This window comes from Hyphomicrobium sulfonivorans (assembly GCF_013306565.1).
In the GTDB taxonomy this organism is placed as follows: Bacteria; Pseudomonadota; Alphaproteobacteria; order Rhizobiales; family Hyphomicrobiaceae; genus Hyphomicrobium_A; species Hyphomicrobium_A sulfonivorans.
Genome location: NZ_PZPO01000001.1, coordinates 346,910 through 364,040 on the forward strand (window position 1 = coordinate 346,910; position 17,131 = coordinate 364,040).

The 17,131-nt window shown below is 61.7% G+C and carries 15 protein-coding genes and 1 tRNA gene; 5 read left to right on the top strand and 11 right to left on the bottom strand.

Features of this window, described 5'->3' with window-relative positions:
- Positions 1 to 285: 285 nt before the first annotated feature.
- The 6 genes from C6Y62_RS01540 to aroA form a co-directional block, all read right to left on the bottom strand.
- Positions 286 to 651: a hypothetical protein gene (locus tag C6Y62_RS01540; RefSeq protein WP_068460783.1), complete on the bottom strand. Its 366-nt coding sequence runs from the start codon at positions 649 to 651 to the stop codon at positions 286 to 288.
- Positions 652 to 783: 132 nt separating this feature from the next.
- Positions 784 to 1,077: an integration host factor subunit beta gene (ihfB, locus tag C6Y62_RS01545; protein WP_068460785.1), complete on the bottom strand. Its 294-nt coding sequence runs from the start codon at positions 1,075 to 1,077 to the stop codon at positions 784 to 786.
- Positions 1,078 to 1,104: 27 nt separating this feature from the next.
- Positions 1,105 to 2,067: a signal peptide peptidase SppA gene (sppA, locus tag C6Y62_RS01550; RefSeq protein ID WP_068460673.1), complete on the bottom strand. Its 963-nt coding sequence runs from the start codon at positions 2,065 to 2,067 to the stop codon at positions 1,105 to 1,107.
- Positions 2,068 to 2,265: 198 nt separating this feature from the next.
- Positions 2,266 to 3,999: a 30S ribosomal protein S1 gene (gene rpsA / locus C6Y62_RS01555; protein ID WP_068460676.1), complete on the bottom strand. Its 1,734-nt coding sequence runs from the start codon at positions 3,997 to 3,999 to the stop codon at positions 2,266 to 2,268.
- A 182-nt stretch (positions 4,000 to 4,181) separates the two neighbouring features.
- Positions 4,182 to 4,817: a (d)CMP kinase gene (cmk, locus tag C6Y62_RS01560; protein ID WP_173952519.1), complete on the bottom strand. Its 636-nt coding sequence runs from the start codon at positions 4,815 to 4,817 to the stop codon at positions 4,182 to 4,184.
- A complete protein-coding gene (gene aroA / locus C6Y62_RS01565; protein ID WP_173952520.1) occupies positions 4,817 to 6,166 on the bottom strand; it encodes a 3-phosphoshikimate 1-carboxyvinyltransferase in 1,350 nt (449 codons plus the stop codon). Before aroA ends, cmk begins: the two co-directional genes overlap by 1 nt.
- Before the next feature lie 171 nt (positions 6,167 to 6,337).
- Between aroA and C6Y62_RS01570 the strand changes: the two genes are divergently transcribed.
- The 3 genes from C6Y62_RS01570 to C6Y62_RS01580 all read left to right on the top strand — a co-directional run bounded on the left by C6Y62_RS01570 (position 6,338) and on the right by C6Y62_RS01580 (position 8,835).
- Positions 6,338 to 6,703, top strand: coding sequence for a TIGR02300 family protein (locus tag C6Y62_RS01570; RefSeq protein ID WP_068460681.1), 366 nt, complete (start codon positions 6,338 to 6,340; stop codon positions 6,701 to 6,703).
- 149 nt (positions 6,704 to 6,852) lie between these two features.
- Positions 6,853 to 6,928, top strand: a tRNA-Ala gene (locus C6Y62_RS01575).
- 341 nt (positions 6,929 to 7,269) lie between these two features.
- Positions 7,270 to 8,835: a TerC family protein gene (locus tag C6Y62_RS01580; RefSeq protein WP_198491321.1), complete on the top strand. Its 1,566-nt coding sequence runs from the start codon at positions 7,270 to 7,272 to the stop codon at positions 8,833 to 8,835.
- A 159-nt stretch (positions 8,836 to 8,994) separates the two neighbouring features.
- Here C6Y62_RS01580 and C6Y62_RS01585 read toward each other — a convergent pair whose 3' ends face one another.
- A complete protein-coding gene (locus C6Y62_RS01585; protein WP_173952521.1) occupies positions 8,995 to 9,858 on the bottom strand; it encodes a transporter in 864 nt (287 codons plus the stop codon).
- Positions 9,859 to 10,019: 161 nt separating this feature from the next.
- Between C6Y62_RS01585 and mntR the strand changes: the two genes are divergently transcribed.
- Positions 10,020 to 10,457: a manganese-binding transcriptional regulator MntR gene (gene mntR, locus C6Y62_RS01590; protein ID WP_173952522.1), complete on the top strand. Its 438-nt coding sequence runs from the start codon at positions 10,020 to 10,022 to the stop codon at positions 10,455 to 10,457.
- Positions 10,458 to 10,614: 157 nt separating this feature from the next.
- Here mntR and C6Y62_RS01595 read toward each other — a convergent pair whose 3' ends face one another.
- The 3 genes from C6Y62_RS01595 to C6Y62_RS01605 all read right to left on the bottom strand — a co-directional run bounded on the left by C6Y62_RS01595 (position 10,615) and on the right by C6Y62_RS01605 (position 12,692).
- Entirely contained in the window at positions 10,615 to 10,878 is a 264-nt protein-coding gene (locus C6Y62_RS01595) for a glycosyl hydrolase family 5 (protein ID WP_173952523.1), read from the bottom strand.
- A gap of 310 nt (positions 10,879 to 11,188) precedes the next feature.
- Positions 11,189 to 11,959, bottom strand: a complete 771-nt coding sequence (locus tag C6Y62_RS01600) for an N-acetylmuramoyl-L-alanine amidase (protein ID WP_173952524.1) — start codon at positions 11,957 to 11,959, stop codon at positions 11,189 to 11,191.
- The gene (locus C6Y62_RS01605; protein ID WP_068460691.1) at positions 11,949 to 12,692 is read right to left on the bottom strand and encodes a J domain-containing protein; all 744 of its coding nucleotides are present in this window, start codon (positions 12,690 to 12,692) and stop codon (positions 11,949 to 11,951) included. Before C6Y62_RS01605 ends, C6Y62_RS01600 begins: the two co-directional genes overlap by 11 nt.
- Before the next feature lie 182 nt (positions 12,693 to 12,874).
- On the opposite strand from C6Y62_RS01605, the gene C6Y62_RS01610 reads away from it, so the two are divergent.
- Positions 12,875 to 16,522, top strand: a complete 3,648-nt coding sequence (locus C6Y62_RS01610) for a hydantoinase B/oxoprolinase family protein (RefSeq protein ID WP_173952525.1) — start codon at positions 12,875 to 12,877, stop codon at positions 16,520 to 16,522.
- Between the two features lie 113 nt (positions 16,523 to 16,635).
- On the opposite strand, the gene C6Y62_RS01615 is transcribed toward C6Y62_RS01610, so the two are convergent.
- On the bottom strand, positions 16,636 to 17,070 hold the full coding sequence (locus C6Y62_RS01615) for a DUF2852 domain-containing protein (RefSeq protein WP_173952526.1): 435 nt from the start codon (positions 17,068 to 17,070) through the stop codon (positions 16,636 to 16,638).
- Positions 17,071 to 17,131: the final 61 nt, after the last annotated feature.

The window sequence follows — 17,131 nt, forward strand, 5'->3', positions numbered from 1 at the left end:
CGAAACCGCCGACATGCACTGAAACATGGCCCGATGAGGCTTGCAGCGGCGTGGTCGCTGGTCCAATCGCGAACCTGCGCGAACGGTGCTGGCTCAGTATGCTGATGCCGGAACGTCAGCGCCGACTGTCTGGCACACCACGCCCGAGAAGCCTCGCCAGCACGCCACTCTGCGCACTCAGCCAACTCTGTCGTGCTTCAGCGTGCGATTGGATCAGAAGCGCTCGGCGTCACGCTTTGCTGCGCGCCGCTGATGGCTAACCGGTCATCCAGATTCAGCAGCGAATTAATTGCCGGCAGCAGCCAGACGCGGCCGCGAACTCGAAGCTTTGGCGGCCTGCGTTGCGGCATCGCGCTCGCGCGACAGGCGATCGGCCTCAGCGTGCCAACGCGCAGCGTCGCGCCCCTTCACGCGGGCATCGCGGCGCCATCGCGACTGGCTGAGCCACGTCGCCGTTCCACCGAGCAGAACACCCAGCAGCAGCGAGATAAACAGAAACGCGTAGAACGGCATCGACAATGCCACCACCGGCGTCTCAGGATTGAACGGATCCAGCACAAGCTGAACCTGATGACGATTGACCACGGCCAGCGTGACCAGAAACACGCCGACAGGGAATGCAATGAGCAGCCAGACAATCCGTCTCAGCACGTGCACAGCCTCGCAAAAGCGATGAACCTCAAAGCCGCTTCAACTCAGGCGGATGCCAAAGGCAGCAGGCATTGTCGGTCCGGATTATAAAAAGCTAGGGCGCGAACGTGATGGAAACAAGCCAGCCGCGCTCTAGTGGCTTTCCTTGCCGTCGTTCAGCCTATCGCGCAGCTCTTTACCGGTCTTGAAGAACGGCACGAATTTTTCGGCAACGTTCACCGATTTGCCGGTGCGCGGATTACGGCCCTGACGCGCCGCGCGATGCTTCACGGTGAAGGCGCCAAAGCCGCGTAGTTCCACCCGGTCGCCACGCGACAGCGCTTCGACGATTTCGTCGAACACAACCTTCACGATGCGCTCGACGTCCCGGTGGTAAAGATGAGGATTGGTGCTGGCAATCTTATGGATCAATTCCGACTTTATCATCGTACGCCCCGCCGCAAACATATGAATTTATTGCTTTTCTGAAGGGTGCCAAACCGAGATCAGCCCGTCAAGACCAAGTGCGGCCATGGAGCGGTCCTGGGCCAGCATTTGGCCTAAAGAGGTGTGGTTGAAAAAGCTCGCTGCGGCCACGCCAAGCGAGCTGAACAGCCCCAGCCCGGATGCGGTTTGCGTTTTCCAATCAACGACTTTCACGTCTTCGGCGAGATTATGGTTGGCCCGCAGCCAGGCCACAGCCTCGTCCTCACCGCCGATGGAATCCGCAAGCTTAAGTTGTACCGCCTCGCGGCCGGTGAACACGCGGCCCTGGGTAAGCCCCGGAATATCCTGAGGTTTGATGCCCCGGCGCTGCTCCACCAGGCCGAGGAACCAGTGGAAGCCCTCGTCGATCATGGAGCGCGTAACCTTCTCGCCCTCGGCATTCAGCGGTTCGAAGGGCGACGGCACCGCCTTCAGGTCACCGCTTTTGATCTCGTTGTACTTCACACCAATCTTGTCGAGCATCTGGCTGACTTCCGGCCACTGGATCAGCACGCCAACCGAGCCGGTGATGGTATTGGCACGGGTGACGATATGGTCCGCCCCAAGCCCGACGATATAACCCGCCGAAGCGGCCACGGTGCCGAACTGCGCCACCACGGGCTTTTTCTTGGCCACCTCGCGCAGCGCCTCGAACAACGCTTCGCCGCCGGTGGTCGTACCGCCCGGGCTGTTCACATAAACCAGCAGCGCCGCCGCGTTGTCGGAATCGGCGATACGCTTCAGCAGCTTCAACTGATCGCGATCCTCGGTGATCGTACCCGAGATATCGATCCGCGCGATCTGCTTGGGCCCGAACTGTCCCAGCTGATCGTTCCGCGCCACGAATGCAAACAGCGCCGCTACCAGCCCCACCACTGCCAACGTCCGCCACAGGGTGAGACGGCGGCGCATCCGGCGCCGGTCCAGCACTGTGTCGATCTCTGCCGTCATAGTGGTCTCCGCATACATTCTGGCTGTTCGCCGGGGACGTTATGCAAGGATCACGGCGCGGACAAGCTATCCGCGCGATAAGCCTTGCCAAAATACGAGTACGGCGGGAGCCTGAGCCCCCGCCGCACCGAAATTAAGAGTTGTAGCGAGCCATTGAAAGGCGCCGGCGGCGCCTCTCCTGGTCCAGAGACAGAAGGATTACTCCTTGGTCTCTTCCTCGTCGCCCTCTTCCGACTCTTCACGCTTGCGGATCGCAGCCTTGAAGATGTCGCCCAGCGAAGCGCCCGAGTCGGACGAACCGTACTGAGCCACAGCCTGCTTCTCTTCAGCGATTTCGAGCGCCTTGATCGACAGCGACAGACGGCGTGCAGCCTTATCAGCGCTGGTGACGAAGGCGTCGATCTTGTCGCCAACGTTGAAGCGCTCAGGGCGCTGCTCGGAGCGGTCACGCGACAGGTCAGAGCGCTTGATGAACGCGGTCAGTTCGCCATCGGCGGTCTTCACCTCGATGCCGTTCTCCTGCACAGCGACAACTTCACAGGTGACGGTGTCGCCCTTCTTGTACTTGGAGACCTCGTCAACCGGATCGCCGCCGAGCTGCTTGATGCCAAGCGAGATGCGCTCCTTCTGGCTGTCAACGTCAAGCACGATGGCCTTAACGGTGTCGCCCTTTTTGTAGTCCTTGATGACTTCATCGCCGGGCTTGGCCCAGTCGAGGTCGGACAGATGGACCATGCCGTCAACGCCACCGTCGAGGCCGATGAACAGGCCGAACTCGGTGATGTTGCGGATCGGGCCTTCAACTTCCGAACCCTTCGGATGGGCAGCCAGGAAGGTTTCCCACGGATTGTCCTGGGTCTGCTTCAGGCCAAGCGAGATACGGCGCTTGTTGGCGTCGACCTCAAGCACCTGCACGTCCACCTGCTGGCTCGTCGAAACGATCTTGCCTGGGTGGATGTTCTTCTTGGTCCAGCTCATTTCCGAGACGTGGATCAGGCCTTCAACGCCCGGCTCCAGCTCAACGAACGCACCGTAATCAGCGATGTTCGTCACCGTGCCGTTGACGCGTGCGCCAACCGGATACTTGGCTTCGATGGCCAGCCACGGATCAGCCTGCAGCTGCTTCATGCCCAGCGAGATACGCTGCGTTTCCGGGTTGATGCGGATGATCTGCACCTTCACCGTGTCGCCAACGTTGAGGATCTCGGACGGGTGGTTCACACGGCGCCATGCCATGTCGGTGACGTGCAGCAGGCCGTCGATGCCGCCCAGGTCGATGAACGCACCGTAGTCGGTGATGTTCTTGACCAGACCGTCGATGACCTGGCCTTCTTCCAGACGGGCCACGATGTCGGCGCGCTGTTCGGCACGCGTCTCTTCGAGCACCGAGCGGCGCGAAACGACGATGTTGCCGCGACGGCGGTCCATCTTCAGGATCTGGAAGGACTGCGGCTGATGCATCAGCGGGCCGATGTCGCGCACCGGACGGATGTCGACCTGCGAGCCCGGAAGGAACGCAACGGCGCCGTCGAGGTCGACTGTGAAGCCACCCTTGACCTTGTTGAAGATGACGCCCGTAACCTTCTCGTTCTTCTCGAACTGCTTCTCAAGGCGGGTCCAGCTTTCCTCGCGGCGAGCCTTGTCGCGCGACAGGACAGCTTCACCGAGCGCATTCTCGACGCGCTCCAGGTAAACCTCGACCTCATCGCCGATCTTCAGCTCGGGCTTGCCGCCAACCGAGAACTCGCGCAGCGCCACGCGGCCTTCGGTCTTCAGGCCGACGTCGATGACTGCGAGATCCTTCTCGATGCCAACGATGCGTCCCTTGACGACGCTGCCTTCAAACAGATCTTCCTTCGCGAGGCTTTCAGCCAGCAGCGCCGCGAACTCGTCGTGCGTTGGGTTGAGGTCTTTGGAAACGGCTTCGGACATACGTTTAGGGCTCCTGATAAAATTCTGTTGAGACGCAGGCGATGCATCTCGCGGATGACGAAACGGCCAAAGAACTCCCCCGCGCGGTGCGCGAGCGGACAGTTCTCCTGCCGGTGCTGTTTTTGATTTCCGGTCCGCTGTGATGGGCCAATGCCCTGCCAGCTTAGAATTGGATGCCTGTTTCAGGCACCCTGCTGGCCGATCTTCCTCTTGATCAATCCGACAGCGGCGTCGAATGCCGCCTCTATATCTAAGTCTGAAGTATCGAGCAAGTCGGCGTCGTGCGCCGGACGCATTGGCGCATTATCCCGCGACGAATCCCGCTCATCCCGGCGCAGAATATCCGCCAGGATATGTTCAAAGCTGACATTTTCGCCGCGCGCCAGACATTCGCGAAGCCGCCGGTCGGCCCGCACCTCGGCGGAGGCGGTTACGTAAATCTTAACGTCGGCTTCCGGACAGACCACCGTACCGATGTCCCGCCCATCCAGCACCGCGCCACCCGGCTGGGCGGCAAAATTGCGCTGATAGGAGAGCAATGCGGCGCGAACCTGAGGGATGCGCGCCACGATCGACGCCAGATCGCCGGCCGCAGGCGTGCGCAGATCAGGGTCGGAAAGCCCTGCAAGATCGAGCCCCCGGGCCGCCGCAAGCGCTGCCCACGGGTCAGCAGGCCGGAATGAAGCCGCCACCACGTCCCGTGCCACCGCCCGGTATAAGAGCCCGGTATCGAGGCATGGCAGCACCCAATGGGCAGCGATACGGCGCGCCAGCGTCCCCTTGCCCGACGCAGCCGGGCCATCAATGGCGATGATCATCAGGCCTCTGCCCCTTCGCCGGAAAAGCGTGCACCCAGTCCGCGCATCAGCGGCATGAAAGCGGGAAAGCTTGTGGCAACCATCGTTGTGTCGTCGACCGTCACCGGCTCGCGGCTGGCCAGGCCCATGGTGAGAAATGCCATCGCCATGCGGTGATCGAGATGAGTTTTGACGGTGCCGCCGCCCTTCACGCCGTCACCACCTGTAACGATTAGCGTATCGCCATCAGCCACGGCATCGACACCGTTGACCACCAGCCCCGCTACGGTCGCGGCCAGCCGATCGCTTTCCTTCACCTTCAGTTCGCCCAGCCCTTCCATCACCGTCCGGCCATCCGCGAACGCCGCCACAACGGCCAGAATCGGATACTCATCGATCATGCTCGGCGCACGCTCGCCCGGCACGTTGATGCCCTGCAGCGGCGCATGACGAACGCGCATGTCGGCGACGTCCTCGCCGCATTCATCGCGGTGATTGCTGAAGGTGACATCAGCCCCCATTTCGCGCAGCGTTTCATAGAAACCGATGCGTGTGGGGTTCATCAGCAATCCTTCGATCGTGATGTCAGAGCCCGGAACGATCGCAGCCGCAGCGGCCAGAAACGCGGCAGAACTGGGGTCAACCGGCACGCTGAGATCTCGCGCGGCAAGGTCTGGCTCGCCCTGCACCGTGATGTAACGCTTGCCATCCTTGTCGGTGATTTCCGGCGCGGCACCGAAATAACCCAGCATGCGCTCGGTGTGATCGCGCGTCGGTTCGCTCTCCACCACCGTCGTTGCACCGGCAGTGTGCAGACCGGCCAGCAGCACGGCGCTTTTCACCTGCGCTGATGGCACCGGCAGCACGTATTCAATCGGCACCAGCTCCGCCGATCCGTGCGCGGTCAGCGGCAGGCGATCGCGACCGTCATCCACCTCAAGGCCCATCTGCGCCAGCGGCTTCAGCACCCGCCCCATCGGCCGGCTGCTGAGCGACGGATCGCCCACCATCTGCACAGTGACGGCATTGCCGGCGATGATGCCCAGCATCAACCGCGCGCCGGTGCCAGAGTTGCCGAAATCCAGCGGGCCTTCAGGCTGGCTGAGACCACCGATGCCGCGCCCGGTGACGTGCCACTCATCGCCCACCTGCTCGACCGGCGCGCCCAGCGCCTGCAGCGCCTTGGCGGTGTTGATCACATCCTCCGATTCCAGCAGGCCACGGATGCGCGTGACACCTCGGGCCAGTGCCCCGAACATAAGCGCGCGATGGGAGATCGACTTGTCGCCCGGCACCTTGACCAAGCCCTTAAGGGGGCCAGCGACATGCGCGGTAAGTGGACGCGGCGTTAAAGAGGCGTGGGATGTCACAGCGGGCGGCGCTCCGGAAAGGGGTGAAAAAGCACGTTAGCTCGCCGCGATAGAGCCGCCCGCCGGCCTTTGTGTCAACGCCATCCGCCCGCCAAGCTCGGATTGCTTTTGACAACCGGGGAGGGCTGTGGCATGCCGCGAAAAAATCCCCCCACACAAAGGTTGGCTCCAATGGCGACCAATAAAGAACGCGGGACCAAGCGCACCTGCCAAAATGGCGACTGTAGCGCCCGCTTTTACGACCTCAATCGCAGCCCGATTGTCTGCCCGATCTGCGGTTCCAAGTATCTGATCGCCCATTCTTCGGTGCCCATCTCGTCCGTTGTTCCGGAGGAGAAGCGCAAAGTGAAGAAGGCCGAGTTTGAGGCTGATACTGAGGCCGATGCCGACGACGAACTGGCGGATGTCGATACCGACGACGCCGATGAGGCAGTCGATGACGTGGCTGACGAGACCTTCCTTGAAGAAGAAGAGGAAGACGGCGGCGACGTTTCCGGCATTATCGGCGCCGCAGTCGACGGCGAAGAGGAGTCCTGAGGGCTCCTTTGCGGCGAAATCACACTGGATTCGCCGCAAATTCACGCGATACCCACACGGCGCCAAATAGTCTCTTGCAAGTTTCGCACAGAGGCCCTAGAGAAGCGCCCTCGAACGGGAAACACTCTTTCCCGTTCTTCCCAAGGTAAGGGGCCATAGCTCAGCTGGGAGAGCGCTTGCATGGCATGCAAGAGGTCAGCGGTTCGATCCCGCTTGGCTCCACCATTTTTTCCTTGCGCACAGCCGCCACACCAACCCAGCGTAGCTCACGCGCCTCAAGGCACTCCGCTTGGGCGGCGCTAAGCGCCGGGTCGCCTTGCTCCCTGAGCCCTTTGGGCTAAGGACAACTTCAACTTTACTGCACCAGCTCTTTTCGCTCACGCGCCTCAAGGCGCTCGGCAGGAGCACCACTCGCGCTCAAGGTGAATAGCTGCCGGCTATTGCAGCATCGCCCCGCCCCATCCGCCGGGCGCCACCTCAAAGAATTTCTCGACATTGAGCTGCTGAGCGTTCAGGAATCACCTCCCCGAATTGATCAGAAGGCGGCGGCACCCTGAGGCCGTCGAATGGATGTGTTTTTCGAATGGATGCTCGACCCTGCCGCCTGGGCAGGCCTTGCTACGCTCGTACTGCTCGAAATCATCCTTGGAATAGATAACCTCGTCTTCATCGCCATCCTGGCCGATAAGCTGCCGCCCGAGCAGCGCGAACGCGCGCGCATTATCGGCCTGTCGCTGGCACTGGTGATGCGCCTCGCCCTGCTAGGGTCGGTCGCGTGGATCGTCACGCTCACCTATCCGCTGTTCACCGTGCTCGGCGCTGAAATATCCTGGCGCGACATCATCCTGATACTCGGCGGCACGTTCCTGCTGTTCAAAGGCACGATGGAGCTGCACGAGCGGCTTGAGGGCGGCCACGCCGAGAAGGTCAGCACCGGCCAGTACGCCATTTTCTGGCACGTCATCGCACAGATCGTCGTGCTCGACGCGGTGTTCTCGATCGACAGCGTCATCACCGCCGTCGGCATGGTCAACGAGATCGCCGTTATGGTGATCGCGGTGACGATCGCCATTGGCGTGATGATGCTAGCCAGCGGTCCGCTGACGCGCTTCGTCAATCGTCACCCCACCGTGGTGATCCTCTGCCTCGGCTTCCTGCTGATGATCGGCTTCAGCCTGATCGTCGAAGGCTTCGGCATTCACATTCCGAAGGGTTATCTCTACGCCGCGATTGGCTTCTCGATCCTCATCGAGGCCGCCAATCAGGTTGGCCGCCGCAACGTCGTGAAACGCGTAACGACGACCGACCTGCGCGTGCGCACTGCGCAGGCTGTGGTGCGCATTCTACGCGGCGGCGGCGACCCGCAGGCATCGGAAGAAGTTGCTGCCATCATTTCCACGGCTGGCGACGAGACGGTGTTCAGCTCGGAAGAGCGCGTGATGATCGAACGCGTGCTCACCGTCGCGCAACGGCCGGTGCGATCCATCATGGTGCCCCGCGTCGATGTTGTCTGGCTGGACGCAAACGACAGCCCTGACACCATCCTCGCCGAGATCAAGCAGAGCGACCGCTCGAAATTTCCGGTCTGCCGTGAGGATGTCGACACCATCGTCGGTGTCGTGCATTCGAAGGATCTGCTGTTGCAGGTGGCGAAGGACCCTGCCGCCTTCGATATCGCCGCCGTGACGAAGGAACCGGTCTATGTGTCGGAAGACATGCCGGTGCTGAAGCTGCTGGAGCACTTCAAGACCTCGCCCGTGCACATGGCGATCCTGGTCGACGAATACGGCACCTTCGAAGGCATCGTCACGCCGACCGACATTCTGGCGATGATTGCCGGCGGCCTGCCGGACACCGTTGGCAATGACGCGCTCAAGGCCCGCCAGCGCGCCGATGGTGCCTGGGTGCTCGACGGCCGTCTTTCCATCGATGACGCCGAGCGCACGCTGGACGTGATTGGCATGCAGGCGGAGGCGGAGGACTACACCACGCTTGGCGGCTTCGTGCTGGCGAAGGTCGGCACCATTCCGGAGGTGGGCGAAAGCTTCAACTGGGAAGGCTGGCGCTTTGAAGTTCTGGAGCTGGAAGGGCACCGGATCGGCTCGGTGCTTGCCATCCGCGAACCTTCTTAAGCGGGCTGGCAAACGTCTACCCGTTCAAGCCGCTTCAGCCAGCCGCTTAATCCGCGTTACTGCACGCTCCGATGGCCAAATTTACCGTCGATTGAGAATGCCCAGACCGTTGACGGATGCAATCCGTGTGCAGCTGTTGGCCGCAACGCGACTGACGTTTCAGAAGCGCTGCGATAAACCGATAAATGGATTGAAACGATCCGCCGTATCCGTGACGCCGACGTTTATGCCGGCATCGAGCTGCAGATTGCCGTTTATCGCATACGTGAGACCGGTGGCGAGCACGAGCGCCGTGCCGCCGGGCGCCAAAGCGCCGAAGCTCGCCGCGATCTCGTAGTAGGTGCCGAACTTCTCGGTCCATTCATACGCCAGCGCAGCAGTGGTGACATAGCCGGCTTCGTATTTGCCGCTGATGTCTCCGCGCACCCAGGATACGCCGCCGTTGATGCCGAGACCGAAATTGTTCGGCAGCTCGATAGCCAGCGGAACGATGAGGCCGCCCTCAACGTGCTTCGGGCTGATGCCGTTGTTATCGTTGGTCGGCAGTGTGATGTACGGCAACAGAGCGAGCGCCGATCCGATTTCCGCAGCGTTGTCGTTGCCCCACAGATTGACCTTGCCGCGAATATCGAAGCCGCCAACGCCGGATGCGCGCTCGGTTGCAAGGCCCGGCTGCCGATAATGGGTTTTGCCGTGCGGCTGCCAGACGAAGTTTATCTCCGTGCTATTCGAGAGGCCGATGCGCACGTTGGCGTTGAAAAACTCGTAGGTATCCATCTCACCACCGGTCTCATCGGCATGCGAGCGGCCGAATCCAAAAAGGGTGGTTTCGATCTGGACGTGACCGGCATCGACCGTGAACGGGGTTTCCGTCATGTCCGGCCGATCGGTTGTCATGTCACGCATCAAACGCGTCGGCGTCGGGTTGAAAAGGTTGTAGCCGCTTTTGTCGTCAGCGGCGGCTCCCTCACTGATACCCGCGCTTCCCAATGCAACAACAAAACAGAACACAGCTTTTCTCATCGTCGCTCGTCCCCCGTTGATTCAGCCTAAATTTTGGCTGACTTAGTTGGCCACACGGTACAAATTTAGCTTCTACTAACTTTTAGTTAGCCGCGACTAACTTTGATGTCAACGGAGGCTTGAGGTAGGATCCGCGTCGAGGGCAGCGGATGGGAGACGAGATGGACACCGCCAGGGGCCGGGCGCGCGATGCCCAGCGCCGCGCTGAGCAATTCAGACGCGTGCGCGATGCGCATCAGACGGAGGTCGCGGAGGATTACGTTGAGCTCGTCGCGGATCTGATCGAAGAGACCGGCGAGGCAAGGGTCGTGGATTTATCCGAGCGGCTAGGCGTCACAAAAGCGACGGTGAACAACACCATCCAGCGCCTGCAGCGCGACGGACTGGTGACCAGTCAGCCCTACCGTTCGATATTTCTTACGGAAAAAGGCCGTACGCTGGCTGAGACGTCCCGCGAGCGGCATCACACCGTGCGTGATTTCCTGCTCGCATTGGGGGTCGATGCCGATACCGCCGAAGCCGACTCCGAGGGCATCGAGCACCATGTGAGCGAGCCGACGCTGGAAGCGTTCCGCAAATTTCTGCGCAAGTCAGGCTGACCGAAAGCGACTGCCGCCGAGCGCGCTTGATACAAGCGCAGCGTTGCGATCGGCAATGCGAGCGACGTCTAAAAAAACAACGGGCGATCGCAAAATGAGGGCCTAGTTGGCTCCCATCGCGATCGCCCGTTGCGTTGATCCTGCCGGAACAGAGATATCAACAGCCGTGGCGCCACATGCAGCGGGCAAAGCGCGGCGAGCCCATGCCCCAGCGACGATCGCAACGGTTGGTCCAGCGCATGCAGCGCGGGCTGATCTGCGGCACCACTACGTATTCAGCGGGAGCCGGCGCGTAATATTCCGGGGCCTGCGCATAGTATTCCGGCGGCGGCGCGCGTCCGAAGTCGGCGGCGGTTGCCACCGTGCCGGCCGAAACGAGACCGATAACAGCTGCGGCTGCGAGCGTGAGGGAACGCTGCATAGACTACTTCTCCTGATTTCATTTCCAACGGCGCGATGGCGCATCGCACCCGGCGCGCACATCGCTTCCCACCTGAGAACGCGCTGAGCGGCATACCGTTTCAATAATGCACCCGGGTAAACGATGCCTAACCCACGCTGGTGGATTGGTGCCGCGCGGCGACCAGTGCTCGGAACCGCCCCAAAGAATATATGCAACCTAGGATGGGACATCCCTAGCCGATTCGCGTGCCCTTGCTGACGCGGCCCGCTAACATTCAGCGAACGGTGGAATCTGAAATCAATTTATAGGCGATCAGTGGCGACGAGCGTCAGGCGATGACCGGTTCAGGTAGCGCGTCAACGAGGCGGCGCAACGTGTCGAGAGTGCCCGCATCGATCAGTCCATCGGCGCGCGCGGGGCGGAAGTGCATCTGGAAAGAGCGGATCAACACTTTCGGCCAATCCTCACGGCCCGGATTGTCGATGCCATAGCCATACGCACGCAGCAGCTCCAACGCTTCTGCCAGCATTGCAGCTTCGTCACCGCTGCACGGCGCACTTAAATCCAGCGACGGCGTCACCCAGTGGCCAACGCCACCGCGCGCCAGATACGCCCAGTCGAACTTCTCGCCCGGATCAATCTTGCGGCCGGGGGCGATGTCGGAATGGCCCAGGAAACGCTGCGGCACAATGCGATTGCGGCTGCTGATATCCCGGCACAGCGCCGCCACTGCATGCATCTGCGGTGGTGGAAAATCAGGATAGCCGCGTTCGTGGCCGGGGTTCTGGATCTCGATGCCGATGGACATCGAATTGACATCGCATTCGCCGTACCAGCGGGACGCCCCCGCGTGCCAGGCGCGGGCATGCTCTGCCACCATCTGTGTAATGATGCCGGCTTCATCGACGACGTAATGACACGATACGCCGCTCTCAGGATTGGCCAGCCAGTCGATTGCGCCCTCCGCGGAAGTCATGCCCGTGTAGTGCAGGATGACCATGCTCGGCGGCCAGCCGTTGCGGCGCTCCTCAAAATTGGGCGATGCATGCACCGCGTGCACCAAAGCGGAATCCGGCTCAAGTTTCGCCTCAAGCTTCATTCAGTCGACCCAACCTCTGCCGCTCCGTCGCCCGTTCAGCCTTGATCTGATCATACGCGGCATTGATGGCGGCCAGCCGGCGCGTGGCGGCGCAACGCAATTCCGGCGGCACGCCCGTCATCGCCAGCTTGTCAGGGTGATGCTCGCGCACCAACTCACGGTGGCGCAGCTTGAGATCTTCATCGGACAACGAAGGCATCACGCCCAGGATCTGATACGGGCTGCACGGGTCATTGATGAACCCGGCGCGAATGGAAAGAAACTCCGCCCGGCTGAGGCCGAACTTATCAGCCACGATCCGTAGAAACAGATCTTCATCGGGATGCAGGATGCCGTCCGCCGCCGCCACATGGAACAGGCACTCAAGCAGCGCATTCAGCATCTCCGGCTCGTCAGCCAGCAGCGACGCGATCTTGCTGGCGTACACTTCAAACCCGGCGATGTCTTGAGCGGCGAGATCATACAGACGGCGGAAGTTTTCCTCTTCGCCCTTGGGGATGTCGAACACCCGCTCAAACGCGCGCTCCTCAATCGGCAGAGCAACGCCATCCGCCTTCGCCATCTTCGCGGCCAGCGTGGTCACCGCGATCGTGAATGCAACGGTGCGATAACCCGGCGTGCGGTGCGCGGCCAGCTCGCGGCGCAGCCGTTCCCACCACGCGCCGATGGCGTCCAGCACCGAGGTGCGGCCCGTGTCAAAACCAATCGCGTGCGATATCGCTTTCCAAGGCATGGCATTTCCTTATCGGCATTCGCACGCCACTTGAAGCACGCCGATGTCTTCGCAGCGGCAGCTAAGGTGAACGTGCGGCATTTAGCGGAAGTTTACGTGGTCAAAGCCCCGTGAACGTGCACGGTTGACGCACCCCTGCGCGGTCGATAGCTCAGACAGGAACACAACCGGATGGAAGGCGCATGGCGGGGCAAATAGGCGGCGGCAAGTGGCATTTCTTCATCGACCGTGGTGGTACATTCACGGACGTGGTCGCCCGCTCACCTGATGGCAACCTTAAGGCGCTGAAGTTGCTGTCCGAGAACCCGGAAGCTTACGAAGACGCCGCGCTTGAAGCGATCCGGCGCTTTCTTGACGTCACGCCCGGTGCTCCTCTGCCCACCCAGCGCATCGGCGCGGTGAAGATGGGCACCACTGTGGCGACCAACGCGCTGCTGGAACGCAAAGGCGATGCGACTGTGCTGGTGATCACGCGCGGTCTGGCCGACCAGCTTGAAATCGGCACGCAGGCGCGGCCCGACATTTTCGCCCGCCAGATCGTAAAGCCGGAGATGCTCTATACTCGCGTTATCGAAGCCGACGAGCGCGTGCGGGCCGATGGCACGGTCGAACGTCCGCTGGACGCTGAAGCGCTACTGCACTCGCTGTCGCAAGCGAGGGCTGACGGCATCGACTCTGTCGCCATCGTGCTCATGCATGCCTATGCGCATCCCGAGCACGAACAGCAGGCCGCCAAGCTGGCGCGTGAACTTGGGTTCGGCCAGGTTTCCGTCAGTCACGAAATTGCGCCGCTCATCAAGATTGTTCCGCGCGGCGACACGACGGTGGCGGACGCTTATCTTTCGCCGGTTCTGCGACGTTACGTTGATCGCGTTGCAGGCGCGCTCACGGGCGGAAATTCCGGCGCGCTTAACGAAGCTCCGCGCGTTTTGTTCATGGCCTCTTCCGGCGGACTGAAGGCTGCGGAAACATTTCGCGGCCGCGACGCCATTCTGTCCGGCCCCGCTGGCGGCGTCGTTGGCATGGCGGAAACCGGACGGCGCGCGAACTTCGAAAAACTTATCGGCTTTGACATGGGCGGCACGTCTACGGACGTCGCGCACTTTGCCGGTGACTATGAGCGCACATTCGAAACCCAGATCGCGGGCGTGCGTCTTTCGGTGCCGATGCTACGCGTGCATACGGTGGCGGCAGGCGGCGGATCGATCATCTCGTTTGATGGCATGCGCTTTCGCGTCGGTCCCGAAAGCGCCGGCGCCAATCCCGGCCCCAAGTGCTATCGGCGCGGCGGTCCGCTGACCGTCACGGACGCCAACGTGATGTTGGGCAAGCTCAACCCGCAGTTCTTCCCCGCCATCTTCGGCCCCGACAGCGACCAGCCGCTTGCAACGGACGCGGTGCGCGCAGCCTTCAGCGAACTGGCGCGCGAGGTTGGCGATGGCTGCAGCGCCGAAGAAATTGCCGACGGCGCTATCCGCATAGCGGTCGAGAACATGGCCAACGCGATCAAGAAGATCTCGGTGGAGCGCGGCTACGATGTGACGGAATACGCGCTCAACTGTTTCGGATCGGCGGGCGGGCAACATGCATGTCTGATCGCGGACACGCTCGGCATCGATACGGTGCTGATCCATCCGCTATCCGGCCTGCTTTCCGCATACGGCATGGGTCTGGCACCGCAGCGGGCAAGCCGCGAGCAGTCAATTGAGGCGCCGCTCAACAGCGAGACCATGCATCGGCTGGAAAATCTCGCCTACGAACTCGGCAGCGCGGCAACCGAAGAACTGCTCGATGAAGGTGTCGAGCACGACGCCATAGCCATCGATAGCTTTGTCCATCTGCGCTATCAGGGCACCGATACTGCGCTGGCCGTTCAGCTTTCCGAGCCCGGCTTCATGCTCCGCGATTTCGAAGCCCTGCACCGCCAGCGCTTCGGATTCGTATCGCCCGAGAAGCCGATTTTCGTTGCGGCGATCGAAGTGGCCGCAACCGGCACCGATGAAACAATGGCGGTTGCGCCATCAGTTTCCAATGACGCTAACTTGAAGCCGGGAACCGATCGCCGCGTGCCCCAGCCCCGCGAGACAACGCGCTTTTATTCGCGCACGCAGTGGCACGATGCGCCGGTTTACATGCGCGGTGATCTGGCTCCCGGACATACGATTGATGGCCCGGCGCTGGTAATCGAGCCGAACCAGACCGTGGTTGTAGAGGCGGGCTGGAGCCTGTGGATCAGCGGCGATAACGACATCGTGTTGACGCGCATCGAGCCACGCAACCGCGAAATGCTGAGCGACAAGGCTGATCCGATCCTGCTTGAAGTGTTCAACAATCTGTTCATGGCGATTGCCGAGCAGATGGGCGAAGCGCTGCGAAACACCGCCCAGTCGGTGAACATCAAGGAGCGGCTGGATTTCTCGTGCGCGGTGTTTGACGCCAATGGCGCACTGGTGGCCAACGCACCGCATCTGCCGGTGCATCTGGGGTCGATGGATCGCTCGGTTGAAACCATCATCCGCGCGCGCTCCGGCGAGATGCGCCCCGGCGATGCCTACATGCTCAACGCGCCTTATAATGGCGGCACGCATCTGCCCGACATTACCGTCATCACGCCGGTGTTCGATGAGGCCGGCACGCGTGTGGTGTTCTACGTCGCCAGTCGCGGTCACCATGAGGATATTGGCGGACTGACACCGGGATCGATGACGCCGCGTGCCACCACCATCCAAGAAGAGGGCGTGCTGATCGACAACTTCCATCTGGTCGATCGCGGGCGGTTCCTGGAGGATGAAACGCGCGCACTGCTATCCGGCGGCAAATATCCCGCGCGCAGACCGGACAAAAACATCGCCGACCTGAAGGCTCAGATCGCCGCCAATGCCAAGGGCGAGGCGGAACTGCGGCGGATGGTGAAGCACTTCGGTCTGGATGTCGTGAGCGCCTACATGCGCCATGTGCAGGACAACGCCGAAGAAGCGGTGCGCCGACTGCTCGCGAAGCTGGACGATGGCCACTTCCGCGTCGATACCGATCAGGGAACAGCGGTGGAAGTGCGCATAACCGTCGACCGCGAAAGCCGCAGCGCCACGGTGGACTTCACCGGCACCAGCGCGCAGCAGCCCAACAACTTCAACGCGCCTGAACCGGTGACGCGCGCGGCTGTGCTTTACACCTTCCGCGTGATGGTGGACGAACCAATACCGATGAACGCGGGATGCTTGAAGCCGATCAAGATTATCATTCCCGAAGGCTCGATGCTGAGGCCGATCTATCCCGCTGCAGTCGTCGCGGGCAACGTCGAGACCAGCCAGATCGTAACCAATGCGCTGTTCGGCGCGCTGAACGCACTCGGCTCATCGCAAGGGACAATGAATAATCTGACCTTTGGTAACGACCGCGTGCAGTATTATGAGACGCTCTGCTCGGGTGCCCCTGCCGGACCAGGCTTCGACGGTGCGGCCGCGGTGCACGTCCACATGACCAACACGCGGCTGACCGATCCGGAAATTCTGGAGCTGCGCTATCCCGTGCTGCTGGAGGAGTTTTCCATCCGGCGCGGGTCAGGCGGCAAAGGTCGATGGCACAGCGGCGATGGCACCCGGCGCGTTATTCGATTTCTGGAGCGGATGCATTGCGCCATCCTTTCCGGCTATCGCAAAGTGCACCCGTTCGGACTTGATGGTGGCGCAGCGGGAGCGCGTGGCAGCAACGCGGTGCGTCGCGACGATGGCAGCATGGAAGACATCGGCGGTTGCGCGGAAACCGTGCTGGAGCCGGGCGAGGCCATCATCATTTCTACGCCGACTGGCGGTGGTTTCGGCACGCCATGACGACGGAGCAACCCACGCACTGCGCGGTGCGTGGTGCCAAAACAAAAAGCCAGGGCACATGCCCTGGCTTCAATGTTTGCTCGTGAGCGCAGAAGGCGCGATGAACGATTACGTCAGGCGGTTGCGACCGGGCCTTCACCCGTAGCACCGGAAGCGGGGCGCGCGCGCCGTTCGGACATGAACTGATCGAACTCGGCCTTGTCCTTCGCCTTGCGCAGCCGCTCCAGAAACTCCTGAAACTCGCGCTGCTCGTCCTGCAGCCGGCGGATCGTTTCCTCGCGATACTCATCGAACGCGGCATTGCCGCTCGAAGGGGCGCCGCGCAGCTCCTGGCCCCAGCGCTCAACAGTGCGGTCCCAGCGATCGCCGGTGCCACGCCGCCAACGGCCGAAGCCGCTCATCCGTCCACCACATCCCATGCGTCCACTCCAGTATAGGTAGGCGAGAATTGCGAGACCCACGGGCCAGAACACGATGAAGCCCACAACCATGGCCCCAATCCATGCCGGTTTGCCGTAGTCGTCGAGCGTCGCAACAAGCCCATTCATAGCAGGTCACTCCGTATGTGAATGTTTATCACATTTACATACGTGGCATTCTGATCGGCAG